This is a genomic window from Nocardia higoensis (assembly GCF_015477835.1).
In the GTDB taxonomy this organism is placed as follows: domain Bacteria; phylum Actinomycetota; class Actinomycetes; order Mycobacteriales; family Mycobacteriaceae; genus Nocardia; species Nocardia higoensis_A.
The window spans coordinates 1-14,757 of sequence record NZ_JADLQN010000014.1 but is presented as its reverse complement, the minus strand read 5'-3'; the positions used below and the strand labels follow the sequence as shown (position 1 = coordinate 14,757).

Below are 14,757 nucleotides of genomic sequence, written 5' to 3'. Positions count from 1 at the left end.
CCGGCAGGCCGACCGCGACGATGAGTCCGAACTGAGCCCCGGTCACCGGCGAGCCCCGCTGAACGGCGACCAGCGGCCGAACGATGCCCGCGGCGCCGCGCATTCGACGTTGGTGCACGCCATCAACCGGTCCAGCGTCACGACGTCGATATGGGCCGACGACGACAACAGAACGACCTCGACCCCGGCCGCCTCGACCTGCTCGACCAGCCCGAGCACCGAAGCGGGATCAGCCCACCGAAGCGGATACCCCAACCGGCGCGCCAATCGGCGCACCTGCGCCGCATCCCATTCCGGTGTTGGCGAGCACGGGTCTATCCATCCGAGCGCGTTCATCCCCTGCCTTCCCCTGACGTTGTTGGTCGACCCTCGCGCCGGGGAGGCTCGCTCGACCCGGCGCGAGGGACTGATCGAATCTTGTGCCGCCTCACCGCCGCTGGCTGGTGGGTGCACCCCGGCAACCCAGGTGGGGGGAATCTCCCCACCTGATCCGGCGGTGCGATCCCGCCGCCGTCGCTACGCTGGAAAGACCCTCTTCGCGGAGGCTGAACGCCCCCGGTCGACGGGCCGGGGGGCACCGCGGGGGGACTTATCCGCGAAGAAGGACGGTCACATGCCGAACCTTGACGATCTCGCCGGGCGGTCGATCGGCGAGCGCATCCAAATCATTCGCACCCGCACCGGCAAGAGCCGCGCCGTTGTGGCCGGCCTCGTCGGCCGGTCCGAGGAATGGCTACGAGATGTCGAGCGCGGCCGGCAAGGCGCCCCCGGCCTCGAGATGCTGCTCCGGCTCGGCCAGGCGCTCGGAGTGCGCGACCTCACCGAGATCACCGGAGAGCACGAACTGATGGTCGGATTGTCCCGCCGCGCCGGTCACCCCGTCGTCCCCGCGATTCGCGAAGCGATCGAATCCGTCGACCTCACCCCCGTCCCGTCACCCGTCGCACCGACCGAACTTCAAGCGCGCGTCGATCGCGCCTGGCGCCTGTGGCACACATCGGCGACGCCACGCGCCGACGCTGGCGCCATGCTCCCCGGACTGATCCGCGACGGACGCCGAGCGCTGCGCACCCTCGACGGTCAGGACCGGAGAACCGCCGCGGCGGCGCTGTCGGCTGCCTACGCGCTATCCGAGCAAGTGCTCGCGTGGGTCGCCGATGCCTCGCTGTTGTGGTTGGCGGCCGATCGCTGCATGGCCGCGGCCGAGGTCGCCGACGACCCCGTATCCCTCGCGTCAGCGTCGTGGGTACTCGGCAACGTCTGGCGATCGACCGGCCGCGAGGAAGACGCCTACCGGCTCGCACAGGACGCGGCAGCGCTGCTCGAGCCGCGCCTCGATGACGCCGAGGATGCGCGAGCGCTGTGGGGCGCGTGCCAACTGCACGGCGCGATCACAGCGGCGCGTCTCGGCCGCGAGGGTGACGCGCTGCGCGGCATCGATCAGGCGATAGGGATGGCACGCGCGTTGCCGAGCGGGGCCGCGCACCCGTGGACGCTGTTCGGCACGGCCAACGCGGAATTCACCGCGGTCTCGGTGCAGGTGGACCTACGCCGTTCCGGCTCTGCACTCGACGCCGCATCCTCGGTCGACCCCGACGCCGTGCCCAGCGTCGACCGTCGCGCACGCCTGTGGCTCGAACTCGCACGCGCCTACGAACAGCGCCGCGACTGGATCGGCACACTCGGCGCGCTGCGCACCGCGACCGCGGTATCGGAGGAGTCGACCAGTTGCCACCCGATCGGCCGCAATCTCGCTGCCGAACTCGTCACCAACGGCGGTCGACTCGTCGAACGCGATGCCCGAGCCCTGGCGAACCAGCTCGGCGTCACCGCGTAGCGCCTTCCGTGGGCACATTTTGGGCACAATTGATCTGGATTCAGGGTGATTCAGCGTGAATCACCCTGATGTGTTTCCGCTGGTAGACGGCGATTTCTGCCCCTGACCAGTACCACCCGGAAGGGTTCAAATCCCTCCGCCACCGCCAGAGCCCCTCACCTGAATCGCCAGGTGAGGGGCTTTTTTCTGTGCGGACAGTGCGGGTGCGGCGAACACGGGTATCCAGAGGGGCCCGGCAGCTTTTTCGGGGACCGCCGGGCCGGGCCCTGGGCTCGGTGACCGGAAGTCGTCGAAGGAGGCCCCATGACCGACCCTGACGCCCTCACGATCGATCCGTCGCTGGTCGATCTGTACAAGGATCTGCACCGTCATCCCGAACTCGGCTTCCAGGAGCACCGGACCGCCGCGCTGGTGGCGAAGCGACTGCGGGACAACGGATTCGAGGTCGTCACCGGGATAGGCAGAACCGGGGTGGTCGGTGTGCTGACCAACGGCGCGGGCCCGACCGCGCTGCTGCGCGCCGACATGGACGGGTTGCCGGTTCGTGAGGACACCGGACTGGACTACGCCAGCACGGTCACCGCCACCGACGGCAGTGGGAAGCAGGTGCCGGTCGCCCACGCCTGCGGCCACGATCTGCACACGACGTGCCTGCTCGGCGCGGCGGGGATCCTCGCCGCCGACCGGTCGGCCTGGTCGGGGACTCTGCTGCTGGTGTTCCAGCCCGCCGAGGAACTGGGCGCGGGCGCCCAGGCCATGGTCGACGACGGCCTCTTCGACCGATTCCCGAAGCCCGATGTGGTGCTCGGGCAGCACGTCGCGCCGTTGCCCGCGGGCAAGGTCGCCGGACATCCCGGTCCGTCGTACGCGGGCTCGGATTCGTTGCGCGTGCGGCTGGTGGGCCGGGGCGCGCACGGATCGATGCCGGAGGCCTCGGTCGATCCGGTGGTGCTGGCCGCCGCGACGGTGTCGCGCCTGCAGACCGTCATCTCCCGGGAGATCCCGGCCACCGCGACCGCCGTGCTCACCGTCGGTTCCATCCATGCGGGGGAGGCGGCCAACGTCATTCCCGGATCCGCCGAGATCCAGCTCAACATCCGCAGCTACGACGCGGCGGTGCGGCGCCGGATACTCGATGCCGTCGAACGCATCGTGCGCGGCGAGGCGGCCGCGGCGGGGGCGCCCGAGCAGCCGACCATCACCGAGATCGAGCGTTTTCCTGTCGTCACCAACGACGGCCGGGCCCTGGGCACGAGCCTCGACGCCATCGCGTCCTGGCTCGGCGCGGGCAACATCCTCGACCCCGGCGCGGGCGCGGGCAGCGAGGACGTCGGTATTCTCGCCACGAGTTCAGGTGCGCCGCTGTCCTATTGGTTGCTGGGCGGGGCAGACCCCGCGCTGTTCACCACCGGCGATATGAGCGACCCCGCCCTGCGCGACATCCCCTCGAATCATTCGCCGCGGTACGCGCCGGTCATCGACCCGGCGCTGCCGATCGGAGTGCGCACGTTGGTGACCGCGGCGCGCGCCTGGCTGTCGTGACCACCTCGGCCCCGGCCGCCTCGATCTACCCGACCGCTACCACCTCCCGCCACCGGACGGCGACCGGCGCGAGGGTGAGTTCCCGCCCCGCGGCCACGGGGTGCTGGTCGCGGCCACGCAGAAGGCGATCGGCGGCGGGTCGAGCGGCACCGAGGTGAGGTTCGCGCCTCAGTGATGGTGGCCGTGCCGACCGAGGGACTCGACGGCGGTCGCGCCGGGACGGGTCCACTGGGGCACGGGGCGGCTGGTCGGGCCCCAGGTGGCGTTCCCCTCCGCGTCCGAGCGCCAGTACCAGCAGGCGTCGTGCCCTTCGGGCCACCCCTCGGGGTTGTCCTCCCACGCCTCGCCCCGGCCGTAGGGCGTCCTGTCGACCAGGGCGAAGGAGCCGCTGACCGGCTCGATGCCGCGGCCCGTCGTGGAATAGGTGAGGAACGTGCGGTCGCCATCACGCAGGAAGCAGGTGAGGAAACCCATGTCGCCGCCGACCGGTTCGTCCACACCGCGCACCGAGTACCAGGGTTGGGTGTAGCCCATGAAATCCACATAGGAGGCCACCTCGTCCCATCGGCCGGTGGTCAGGATCGCGAGCGAGACGCCGCGGGCGTTGAGGTAGACGGCGTCCTTCAGGTGCCAGGCCACGGTGGTGCAGCCCTCGCACTGGCCCTGATGCGGCGCGCCGTCGTGCCACATGTGCTTGTAGACCACGAGCTCGTCGCGGCCCTCGAACAGGTTCAGGAACGGGACCGGGCCCTCGGGGCCGACGACCTCGACCGTCCCGTCGAATTCCACCATCGGCAGCCGACGGCGAGCCGCGGCGAGGGCGTCGCCCTCGCGGGTGTGGGCCTTCTCGCGGACCAGAAGCGCCTCCCGGGCGGTCCGCCAGGTGTCCATATCGACGACGGGCGGGCGGCCGGGCAGCGTGGTCGTCGGGTCGTTCGGCGTGATCGTCATGTGCCCTCCGTGGTCTCTCGTGCGGCAGCGTCCTGCGATGTCCTACGACGGTCACGAATACAGACGCGCGACGCGGCCAGAACTCATCGCTGCGCGGTGCGTGCCCGGACGCCTCGGCCGTTGCGTGCGCGGACGCACGCTCACAGCGTGTGGCGGTCGGCTTCGGTGGCGAGCCTGCTGTGCAGGACGGAGACGCCCGGTCCGTCGAGATCGGCGAAATAGGCGGATCGACCGGCCATCGCCATGGTCAGCGCGAGCGTCGTTCCGGTGACCAGGGGGCCCGCACCGGCCGTGAAGGGGCCGTCGGTCGCCTCGAGGCGCAGCCCCTGGACGGCGGTGCGGCTGTTCACGGCGAAATCCTTGCTCGCGTAGAAGCGGGCGACTTCGGTCACGGTCGCTACCGAGGGAAGGTAGGGCAGACCGAGTGGGCGGCGGATGTCCTGGGCATGGACGACGACCTCGCCGAGCCATGCGCCCGTGTGCCCGCTCGGTGCGGTCGTGCTGTGGATGATCGCGCGGAAGTTCTCCAGGGTCTCGGCGGGACTCGCGCCCGAGTGTTCGGCCAGACGGCGTCGGTTGTGCAGGTCGGCGTCGAAGCGAGCGCCGATCATGCTGGTCAGCCAGCGCCACCGCCCGAGGCTCGCGGCCGCGGTCAAGTGCGCGACCACCTCCTCGACGGTCCACTCGCCGCACAGCGATCGCCGTGCCCACCCGCTGTCGTCCAGGCCGGCCAGATCATCGGCGAGCGCGTCTCGTTCGGCGTGGACCATCGCCCAGAGGGCGTTGCGATTTCGTGTCACGGGGACCTCCGGTTCGGATGCCGCCGGGCATCGGACGAACACAGGTGACTGCTCGCGCCGACGGCATGCTGTTCACCGGTTCAGACGGTTTCGGCGCGGGGCATTCATCGGTTCCGTGTTGCACGGTTCAGGCGTATTCGGATGGCCAGAAGATCATGGCGAGGGTGACCGCGAGTGGATGGTGGTCATCACGACCGTTCGGCCATCCCTCGTAGCAATTCTTGCACGAGGTAGCAGTATGTACACCGCGTAGCATTCTCGGTAGCATGAGGCTATGAAGACGATCCAGCAACGCGACCTTCGCAACGACAGCGGCAAGGTTCTCGCCGCGGTCGAGGCCGGTGAAAGCTTCACCATCACTCGCAACGGCAAGCCTGTCGCCGAGCTCAAGCCGCTCACACGGCGAACCTTCGTACCCGTCGCCGAACTCGCCCGCACCAGCGCACACCTGCCGCGCATCGACTACGACGAGTGGCGCGCCGATATGGATGCGATGCTCGACCAGGAACTCCCTGGTGATGAGTGAACCCACCGTTCCCCGGCATGTACTGCTCGACACGTCGATTCTGATCGACTACCTCGAAGTGCAAGCCGCTATGCCTGATGAGGCGGAAGCCGCCATCAGCGCGATAAGCCTGGCCGAACTCGCGGCCGGACTGTATGCCACCAAAGATCCGGTCAAACAAGCTCAGCGCCAGCTCCAATTCCAATGGGTCTCGAGATCATTCAGTCCGCTGGTGTTCGATGCCGAGACAGCCAACATCTATGGATCATTGGCCTTTCTCCTCGAACAGATCGGGCGCAAACCACGGGGTCGAGTGGCAGACCTCCAGATAGCGGCTACCGCCGTCCAGCACAGCCTGCCGCTGTACACCCGCAACCCGGACTATTTCAAGGGACTCGCACCACTGTTGAACATCGTCGCGGTGTAGCACGAGCGCCTCCGCCATCCTGTTGCTGGAACTCCGTCGTGGTCGGATGGCTTCCGTTGCCGCGATCGGCTTTCAGAGCCAGCCGGTGGCCGCCATCAGCCCCAGACTCGACAGCGCCAGCGTCGCTCCGAGCAGACCGCCGAGCAGCAGCGGTCGTGGCCCGGCGCTGCGGAGGCGGTCGACGCTCAGCGAGGCGCCGATGGCGGCGAGTACCGCGGCGATCAGCCAGCCGCTCAGCGCGGTCAGCGGCCCGGTCGCGGACTCCGGGACGAGCCCCACTCCGGCCGCGACAGAGGCGAGCAGGAACAGCACGACGAACATCGGGAAGGCTCCGCGCAGTGAACCGCCCTCGGCGCCGAGCCTGCGGCGGCCCAGGTGCAGTCCGACGCAGAGGGGAACGATGGCCAGGCTGCGCACCAGTTTCACGACGACGGCGAACTGAGCGGCCACGGCGCCGAAGGCCACACCGGCGGCGAGTACGGACGAGGTGTCGTTGATCGCGGTGCCCGCCCATAGCCCGAAGGCCTGATCGGACATGCCGAGCAGCCGGCCCATCGGCGGAAAGAGCAGTACGGCCACGATGTTGAACACGAAGATGGTGCCCAGGGCGTAGGCGACGCGCTGCTGATGCGGGCGCAGCACCGCTGTGGCGGCGGCGATGGCCGACGCGCCGCAAATGGTGGTGCCGACGGCGACGAGGGTGGCCGATTCGGGGTCCACCGCGAGCAGCCGTCCGACCACCAGTGCCGCGACGCCACCGATGAGGAGCGTGCCGATCAGCACGAACGCGGTGTCGCGTCCGACCGTGAGTACCGCGCCCACCGGCAGACACAGTCCCATCAGCACGATGGCCGCGCCGAGCAGGCGCCTGCGCACGAGATCCAGACCCGCTTCGAAGCGCGTGGAGCCGGTGCGGCGCAGTGCGGTTCCGGCCAGCATGCCGAGGGAGAGCGCGAGTACAGGTACTCCGACGGTGGGCACGACATGGCCCATCGGGGTCGCCAGGCCGGCGAGCAGGGCGGCCAGCGCCACGCCGGGCGCGAGAGCAGACAAGCGATTCACCAGCTCAGCGTCGGACCCGTGTGAGGTCGCCGGTAGCCACCGATCGGGGAGGTGCTCATCAGTCCGACTTATGGGTGTGCGTGAGATCACGCCGCCCCTCTCACGCGGGCGCCACACGGTTCGGCAAAGACTCCGATAGTGGTGGGACTCGGGGAAGTCGCGGCATTCGCGCAGTTCACAGCGTTGCGGTGCGGAGCGGAACTGGCGTAACCGATCGGTAATTGCGCGAAACGTTCGCCGTAATCATTTGTTTCCAGGCTGAGCCGCATGAAAGCCAGTCCTGCCTCGACGGCCCGCTCCCGGCCGCCTGATCCGGGAACCGGGCGGCGCAGCGCCCCGGCCCGGCGCATCCGCGATATTCTGCGCGACCGCATCCGCAGCGGCGTCTACGGGGCCCGGCCGCTGCCCGCCGAAGGACAGCTCGCCGCGGACTTCGGCACCAGCCGCAATATCGTGCGCGACGCGCTCACCCTGCTGCGCGACGAAGGGCTGATCGACCGGGTTCCCGGTGCGGGCACCTTCGTGGTCGCCGACAAGGCGGTGCAAGGACTCGACCGATTGCGCGGGCTGGCCGAGACCTTCGAGACCCGATCCGAACGCGTCACCAATCAGGTGCTGCTCGCCGAGGTGGTGCCCGCGACACCGGTGGTGGCCGAACGGCTCGAGCTCGCTCCCGGCACCCCGGTCGTCGCGCTGGAGCGGGTGCGCTTCCTCGACGGCACGCCACTGTCTCTGGACGCCAGCTACCTCACCGCCGATGTCGGCGAGCCCCTGCTCGGCAAGGATCTGGCCGGCTGCGATGTCTTCGGACTGCTCGAAGCCGAGCTGGGCCTGCCGCTCGGGTCGGCCGCCGTGGCCATCGAAGCGGTGGCCGCCGACCCGACCGTCGCCGGATTGCTGCAGGTGCGCACGGGTTCGCCTCTGCTGTTCGTCGAACGGCTCACCTACACCGACTCGGGACGGCCGGTGGATCTCGAGTACATCCGCTATCGCGGCGACCGGTTCTCCCTGTCCGGCCGCTTGGACCGGATTCCGGTGACGCCACGGCGCGATCCCGGAGTCCGGCCGTCCTCGACCCGCGAGCCCCACGCTCCGCGCCTCTCCCGCGAGCCCTACGAAAGAGGTTGACCTCATGCAGATTCCATCTGTCACCCAGCGCCGCGAAATGGTCTGCGACGTACTCGTCGTCGGCGGCGGCACCGCGGGCACCATGGCCGCGCTCACCGCGGCGCGGCACGGCGCGAACGTGCTCTTGCTGGAGAAGGCCCACGTCCGGCACTCCGGTGCGCTCGCCATGGGCATGGACGGGGTGAACAACGCCGTGGTTCCCGGCAAAGCCAGTCCGGAGGACTACGTCGCCGACATCACCGTCGCCAACGACGGCATCGTCGACCAGCGCACCGTGTACCAGACCGCGACCCGCGGATTCGAGATGGTGCAGCGGCTCGAGAGCTACGGCGTGAAGTTCGAGAAGGACGAGCACGGCGAGTACGCGGTCCGCAAAGTCCATCGTTCCGGCAGCTACGTGCTGCCGATGCCCGAGGGCCGCGATGTGAAGAAGGTGCTCTATCGCACCCTGCGCGCCCGCGATGTGCGCGCCAAGGTGACCATCAGCAACCGGGTGATGCCGGTGCGGGTGCTGACAGTGGACGGGCGCGCCGTCGGCGCCGTCGGATTCGACACCCGCACCGGCGAATTCGTCACCATCTCGGCGGGTGCGGTGATCCTGGCGGCAGGCGCGTGCGGGCGGCTGGGGCTGCCGTCGTCGGGATATCTCTACGGCACCTACGAGAATCCGACCAACGCCGGCGACGGCTACGCGATGGCCTACCACGCGGGCGCGGAACTGTCGGGCATCGAATGCTTCCAGATCAATCCGCTGATCAAGGACTACAACGGCCCGGCGTGCGCCTATGTCGCCAATCCGTTCGGCGGATACCAGGTCAACGCCGAGGGCAACCGTTTCGTCGACTGCGACTACTGGTCGGGCCAGATGATGGCCGAGGTCAAGAGCGAACTCGACAGCGCACGCGGCCCGATCTACCTCAAGCTGAGCCATCTGCCCGATGCCACGATCAGCCAGATCGAAGGCATCCTGCACACCACCGAGCGCCCCACCCGCGGCACCTTCCACGCCGGTCGCGGCACCGACTACCGCACCCGCGACATCGAGATGCACATCTCCGAGATCGGGCTGTGCAGCGGACATTCCGCCTCCGGAGTCTGGGTGGACGAGCACGCGCGCACCACCGTGCCCGGCCTGTACGCGGCCGGTGACATGGCCCTGGTCCCGCACAACTACATGATCGGCGCCTTCGTCTACGGCGACATCGCCGGTGAGGACGCGAGCGAATTCGCCCGCGGCGCCGCGCACCCGCCGCTGCCCGAAGATCAGATCGAGGCCGCCCACGAGCTGATCTACCGCCCGCTGCGCCATCCGGACGGCCCGCCGCAGCCGCAGGTCGAATACAAGCTGCGCCGTTTCGTCAACGACTACCTGCAACCGCCCAAGGCACAGAGCTACCTCACCCTCGGTGTGGAGGCGTTCGAGCGGATGCGCACGGAGATCGCGGGCATGGGCGCGAGCACGCCGCACGAGCTGATGCGCTGCGCGGAGGTGAGTTTCATCCGCGATTGCGCGGAGATGGCCGCGCGCGCCTCGCTCCGGCGCACCGAAAGCCGCTGGGGCCTCTACCACCAGCGCGCCGACTGGCCCGCCCGCGACGACGCCGAATGGTTCTGCCACCTGAATCTGTATCGGGGCGACTCGGGGGCGATGGAATTCCGCACCAGGCCGGTCGCGCCCTACATCGTGCCGGTGCCCGGCTTCGTCCGCCCCGACGGTGTCGCCGATGTCGCCGCCCCGGAACTCGTCGGCGCGTGGAGTGCGCGATGAGCGCCCGGCTGCTGGCGCTGATGGATCTCGCCGAGGAATGCCCCGACCTCGACGAGCTGTGCCCCTTCCTGACCGACCCCGACCCCGAGGTGCGTCGCACGGCATTGTCGGTGCTCAGCGAGACCACCGAGGAATGGGCCGAGGCCACACCGCTGTTCGCGGCCGCGCTGGGCGATCCGGATGTCGATGTCCGGCACGCGGCGATCGGCCTGCTCACCGAACTGCTCGAGGTGCTCGTACCCGGCCCCGAGTTCGCCGCCGAGTTACGTGCCGAAGCCGTCGCGGCGGAACCGGCCGTCCGCTCGGCCGCGATCGAGGCGCTGTGGCGGCACCGTCTGGTCGCGGCCGATGAGCTCGTCGCCTGGTTCGCCGATCCCAACCCCGCCGTGCGCCGGACCGTCGTCGGTGGGTTCACCTCCGTGGACGCGCTCACCGAACTCGCCGCCGCTGCCACCGACCCCGACACCGAGGTGCGTATCGCGGTCGCCAGAGGCATCGCCGCGGTGGGTGATCCGCGCGGCGCGGTGAGCCTGCTCGACCTGACCGCCGACCCCGAACCGCTGGTGCGCGCGGCCGCCCTGACCGGCCTGGCGGGCACCGGATGCGATGCCACCGCCGCGGGGGTGGCCGAGGGCGCACTGGCCGATCCGGCCTGGCAGGTGCGGCAGGGGGCGGCCCTGGCGCTGGGCGCCGCCGATCCCGACCTGGCCGCCGCGCCGCTGATCGCGGCGATCACCGACCCCAATCTCGATGTCCGCAAGGCCGCCGTGCGCGCCTTGGCCGAACGGATCGCCGAACGCCGTGACATCACCGCGGCGCTGCACACCGCACTCGAGGACCCGGACGCCGATGTTCGCGCCTTCGCCCGTATCGGCATCGCCAACTCCGGAAAGGAACTCTGATGGCCCTGGTCAACTCCCGTCTCGACGTCCCCGTGACCGTCGACGAAGCCAAGTGCATCGACGGCTGCACCCTGTGCGTCGACATGTGCCCCCTCGATTCGCTCGCCATCCACCCGGAGACGGGCAAGGCCTACATGCACGTCGACGAATGCTGGTACTGCGGGCCGTGCGCCGCGCGGTGCCCGGTCGGCGCTGTCACCGTGAACATCCCGCTGCTGCTGCGCTGAGAGAACCGAGTCCGATCATGACCATATCCACCCTCGCCCGAGTACGGGCCTGTGCTCTCACCGCGGGCGTCTGCGCTGTCGCCGGCCTGCTCACCGGCTGTGGCGCGGGCGACGACGGCAAGACCGTCACCGTCGACATCGGCTATCAGTCCAAGACCATCAACACCGTCACCGCGGGCACTCTGTTGCGCGACATGGGTACCTTCGAAGCCGAACTCGCCGAATTGGGCAAGGCCGAGGGCGTCACCTACCGCGTCGAATGGAAGGACTTCGCCGCGGGACCGCCGCTCACCGCGCAGATGCTCGCCGGACAGGTCGACATCGGCTCGATGGGCGACGCGCCGATCCTGGTCAACGGTTCCAAGACCCGCGAGCACGCCGATGTGCGATCCGAGCTGATCGCTGTCACCGGCTACAACATGCGCGGCTCGCTCAATCAGGTGGTGGTGCCACTGGATTCCCCGGCCGCCACTCTGAGCGACCTGCGCGGCGAAGTCATCTCCACCAGCATCGGCTCGGCCGCGCACGGCATGTTGTCCACCGGCCTCGCGGGCATGGGGATGACCCTCGACGACGTGAAACTGCTCGGCCAGGACCCGGCTGTCGGTGCGTCGGCGCTGGAGGGCGACCAGGCGGCGGCGCTCGCCCAATTCGTACCGTGGCCGCAGAAACTCGTCTACGACGGCAAGGCCAGGCTGCTGCACGACGGTGGCAGCGCCGGCATCCCGACCTTCCATGCCGTGGTCGCCGGTCAGCGGTTCGCGACGGAACATCCGGAGGTGGTGCGGGCCTTCCTCACCGCTCAGCGCAAGACCACCGACTATCTCAACAGCAATCCGCTCGCGGCGGCGCAGCGGGTCGCCGAGCTCACCGGCCTGCCCGCCGAGGTGGTGTATCTCTACAACGGGCCCGCCGGCCTGGTGAACTTCGACCCGACGATCAAGCCACAACTGGTCGACGCGCTGGCCGAGCTGTTGCCGTTCCTCCAGGGCCTGGGCGCGCTGTCGGACCTGGACCTCGGCGAATTCGTCGATGACCAGTACCTTCGCGCGGTCTACGGCAATGACTACGACGCCGCCAGGGATTCGGTCACCGCCCCCGCACCGCTGCGCGGCGCCGACCCGGTGTGCGGAGGTGTCGTCGACGGGCTGGCGACCGCCTCGGAGGTGTGGTTCGCCGATGCCACGAGCACATCGGTCGCCAAGACCCCGACCTGCCTGCTGCGTCAGATCGCCGAGCACGCCGGGGCGGTGCGCGCCGCCTACGTCCCCGACCACGACACCGGGACCCGGCTGTTCGCCGCCACCGCGACGTGGGTCAGCGATCCGGCCGCCGAGCCGGACCAGCGGCTGCTGCCGTTCGCCATCCGCGCGGACGCCCAGCGATATGTCCAGGCGCATCCCGGCGCCGAGGTCATCGACTACCGAGCCGCGCTGACAGCGCGCTGACCGCACGGCAGGAAACAGGAGTCCCCCATGTCCACATCCATCGACATCCTCACCGCGCCCGCCCCGGCGCCTGCCGAGGTCGTCGCGGCGCCGCGAGCGATCAGGCGCGCCGAGCGCACGCGTGCCGGCGCGCGCCGGGCCCGAGTCACCGCACTGACCGCGCTGCCGCTGCTGGTACTGCTGTTCGCCTGGTATCTGCTCACCGAGAACCAGGTGGTGTTCTGGCTGCGATTCGACAAGATTCCCACGCCCGCCGAAGTATTCGACGCCTTCGGAGCCCAGTTGGGCGCGGCGAGCTACTACCGTGACATCGTCGCCAGCACCCGCCGGATCCTCGTCGGCTTCGGGCTGGCGACCGTGTCCGGTGTGCTGGTCGGCATGGCGATCGGGCGCTCGGCGACGGTGAGCGCGCTGCTGCGGCCGGTGCTCGAGGTGTTCCGGCCCATCCCGGCCATCGCGCTGGTGCCGCTGGCGATTCTGCTGTTCCCGACCGGCGAGCAGGGCATCGTGTTCATCACCTTCTTCGCCGCGTTCTTCCCCGTCGCGGTCTCCACCATCCACGCCATGCACGCGCTGCCGCGAGTATGGGAGGAAGCCGCGCACACCCTCGGCGCCCGCCGTCGCGAGATTCTGTTCCAGATCGCGCTGCCCGGCGCGCTGCCCGGCATCTTCTCCGGGCTGTCGGTGGCGATGGGTGTGGCCTGGATCTGTGTGATCAGCGCGGAGATGATCTCCGGGCAGTTCGGCATCGGCTACTTCACCTGGCAGTCCTATGGCCTGCTCGACTATCCGAGCGTGATCGTCGGGATGCTCACCATCGGTGCGCTGGGCTGGTGCACGGCCTGGCTGGTGGAACTGGCCGGTCGCCGGGTCAACCGGTGGCTGCCGAGGGCCGGGCGATGAGCGCGGGCGCCGCGGTGCGACTGGAGGGTCTGCGCATCGCCTACGGGAACAGCCTCGCCGCCGAAGTCGATCTCGATGTCGCCGCGGGACAGATCGTGGTGCTGCTCGGTCCCTCCGGCTGCGGCAAGTCCACGGTGCTGCGCGCGATGGCCGGGCTGCTCACGCCGGCAGCGGGAACGGTCCGCATCGATGGAACCGACACCGCCGCACAGCAGTGCGCCATGGTGTTCCAGGAGGACGCACTGCTGCCGTGGCGCAGCGCGCGCCGCAATGTCGAGTTCGCCCTGAAATTGCGCGGCGTGCCGCGTCGGGAGCGTCGTGCCGAAGCCCTCGAACTGCTGGACCTGGTGGGCCTGCGCGACTTCGGTGACCACTTGCCGGGGGCGTTGTCCGGTGGCATGCGCCAGCGGGTGCAGCTCGCCCGCACTCTCGCCGCGCATCCGCGGGTGCTGCTGATGGATGAGCCGTTCGGTGCGCTCGATGCCCAGACCAGGGCCGATATGCAGCGACTGCTGGTGTCGGTGTGGCAGCAGCGGCGCACCACGGTGCTCTTCGTCACCCACGACGTGGACGAGGCGCTGCTGCTGGCCGACCGGATCGTGCTGCTGTCGGCTCGCCCCGCCCGCATCCAGCGGGTGATCGACATCGAGGACCCGCGCGCGCCGGGCGCGCGATTCGAGCCCGAATTCGCCCGGCTCCGTTATGAAATCCTCGCCGCGCTCGGCGAATCGGTAGAGAAAGAGGCCGCGTCATGACCTTTGTCATCGGAGAATCCTGCGTGGACGTGATGGATCGCGCGTGCGTCGAGGAATGCCCGGTCGACTGCATCTATACCGGCGACCGGATGGCCTATATCCATCCGACCGAATGCGTGGACTGCGGTGCCTGCGAACCGGTCTGCCCGGTCGAGGCGATTTATCTCGCTGACGACATCCCGGCCGGTCAGGAGGGCTTCGTGACCGCCAATGCCGCGTTCTTCACCGACGTCCTGCCCGGCCGGGCGGCGCCGCTCGGATCGCCGGGCAGCGCGGCCGGAGTCGGCGACCTCGGGGTCGACATCGCGTTCGTCGCGAAGTACGAGAAATGAGCGTGGGGACATGAGCTTTCGAGATATCGGCTCCGCCGAGCGTCCGCTCCGCATCGCGATCGTGGGCGCCGGGCCGGCCGGGATCTACGCCGCCGACGCGTTGATGAAGTCCGATGCCGAGGTCAGCATCGATCTCTACGAACGCATGCCCGCGCCGTTCGGCCTGATCC

Annotated in this window: 15 protein-coding genes and 1 pseudogene; 12 read left to right on the top strand and 4 right to left on the bottom strand. The window is 69.5% G+C overall.

Annotated features, from left to right (window positions below; all coding sequences use genetic code 11):
- Positions 1–42 precede the first annotated feature (42 nt).
- Entirely contained in the window at positions 43–336 is a 294-nt protein-coding gene (locus IU449_RS28130) for a hypothetical protein (RefSeq protein WP_195005207.1), read from the bottom strand.
- 277 nt (positions 337–613) lie between these two features.
- On the opposite strand from IU449_RS28130, the gene IU449_RS28125 reads away from it, so the two are divergent.
- Both IU449_RS28125 and IU449_RS28120 read left to right on the top strand, forming a co-directional pair.
- Entirely contained in the window at positions 614–1,837 is a 1,224-nt protein-coding gene (locus IU449_RS28125; RefSeq protein ID WP_195005206.1) for a helix-turn-helix domain-containing protein, read from the top strand.
- 303 nt (positions 1,838–2,140) lie between these two features.
- On the top strand, positions 2,141–3,379 hold the full coding sequence (locus tag IU449_RS28120; protein ID WP_195005205.1) for an amidohydrolase: 1,239 nt from the start codon (positions 2,141–2,143) through the stop codon (positions 3,377–3,379).
- Between the two features lie 168 nt (positions 3,380–3,547).
- Here the strand turns inward: IU449_RS28120 and IU449_RS28115 are convergent, their stop codons facing one another.
- Both IU449_RS28115 and IU449_RS28110 read right to left on the bottom strand, forming a co-directional pair.
- Positions 3,548–4,330 (bottom strand): DUF899 family protein, encoded by a 783-nt coding sequence (locus tag IU449_RS28115; RefSeq protein ID WP_195005204.1) that lies wholly within the window; start codon positions 4,328–4,330, stop codon positions 3,548–3,550.
- A gap of 140 nt (positions 4,331–4,470) precedes the next feature.
- On the bottom strand, positions 4,471–5,130 hold the full coding sequence (locus tag IU449_RS28110; RefSeq protein WP_324188462.1) for a maleylpyruvate isomerase family mycothiol-dependent enzyme: 660 nt from the start codon (positions 5,128–5,130) through the stop codon (positions 4,471–4,473).
- A 274-nt stretch (positions 5,131–5,404) separates the two neighbouring features.
- On the opposite strand from IU449_RS28110, the gene IU449_RS28105 reads away from it, so the two are divergent.
- Together IU449_RS28105 and IU449_RS28100 are read left to right on the top strand one after the other, a co-directional pair.
- Positions 5,405–5,656 (top strand): type II toxin-antitoxin system Phd/YefM family antitoxin, encoded by a 252-nt coding sequence (locus IU449_RS28105; RefSeq protein ID WP_195005203.1) that lies wholly within the window; start codon positions 5,405–5,407, stop codon positions 5,654–5,656.
- Entirely contained in the window at positions 5,649–6,062 is a 414-nt protein-coding gene (locus IU449_RS28100; RefSeq protein WP_195005202.1) for a type II toxin-antitoxin system VapC family toxin, read from the top strand. Before IU449_RS28105 ends, IU449_RS28100 begins: the two co-directional genes overlap by 8 nt.
- 72 nt (positions 6,063–6,134) lie before the next feature.
- Here IU449_RS28100 and IU449_RS28095 read toward each other — a convergent pair whose 3' ends face one another.
- Positions 6,135–7,124 (bottom strand): YeiH family protein, encoded by a 990-nt coding sequence (locus tag IU449_RS28095; protein WP_324188461.1) that lies wholly within the window; start codon positions 7,122–7,124, stop codon positions 6,135–6,137.
- Positions 7,125–7,391: 267 nt separating this feature from the next.
- Between IU449_RS28095 and IU449_RS28090 the strand changes: the two genes are divergently transcribed.
- The 8 genes and pseudogenes from IU449_RS28090 to IU449_RS28055 all read left to right on the top strand — a co-directional run.
- Entirely contained in the window at positions 7,392–8,252 is an 861-nt protein-coding gene (locus IU449_RS28090) for a GntR family transcriptional regulator (RefSeq protein ID WP_195005201.1), read from the top strand.
- Positions 8,253–8,256: 4 nt separating this feature from the next.
- Positions 8,257–10,922 (top strand): annotated as a pseudogene (locus IU449_RS28085) (fumarate reductase/succinate dehydrogenase flavoprotein subunit).
- On the top strand, positions 10,922–11,149 hold the full coding sequence (locus IU449_RS28080; RefSeq protein WP_195005200.1) for a 4Fe-4S dicluster domain-containing protein: 228 nt from the start codon (positions 10,922–10,924) through the stop codon (positions 11,147–11,149). The pseudogene IU449_RS28085 and the gene IU449_RS28080 overlap by 1 nt, the downstream one beginning before the upstream one ends.
- A 17-nt stretch (positions 11,150–11,166) precedes the next feature.
- Complete coding sequence (locus tag IU449_RS28075) at positions 11,167–12,597, top strand: ABC transporter substrate-binding protein (protein WP_195005199.1); 1,431 nt, start codon at positions 11,167–11,169, stop codon at positions 12,595–12,597.
- A 27-nt stretch (positions 12,598–12,624) separates the two neighbouring features.
- Positions 12,625–13,500, top strand: a complete 876-nt coding sequence (locus IU449_RS28070) for an ABC transporter permease (protein ID WP_195005198.1) — start codon at positions 12,625–12,627, stop codon at positions 13,498–13,500.
- Complete coding sequence (locus IU449_RS28065) at positions 13,497–14,255, top strand: ABC transporter ATP-binding protein (protein ID WP_195005197.1); 759 nt, start codon at positions 13,497–13,499, stop codon at positions 14,253–14,255. The genes IU449_RS28070 and IU449_RS28065 overlap by 4 nt, the downstream gene beginning before the upstream one ends.
- A complete protein-coding gene (fdxA, locus tag IU449_RS28060; RefSeq protein WP_195005196.1) occupies positions 14,252–14,587 on the top strand; it encodes a ferredoxin in 336 nt (111 codons plus the stop codon). Before IU449_RS28065 ends, fdxA begins: the two co-directional genes overlap by 4 nt.
- A gap of 10 nt (positions 14,588–14,597) precedes the next feature.
- A partial coding sequence (locus IU449_RS28055) for an FAD/NAD(P)-binding protein (RefSeq protein ID WP_195005195.1) occupies positions 14,598–14,757 on the top strand: 160 nt, incomplete at its 3' end.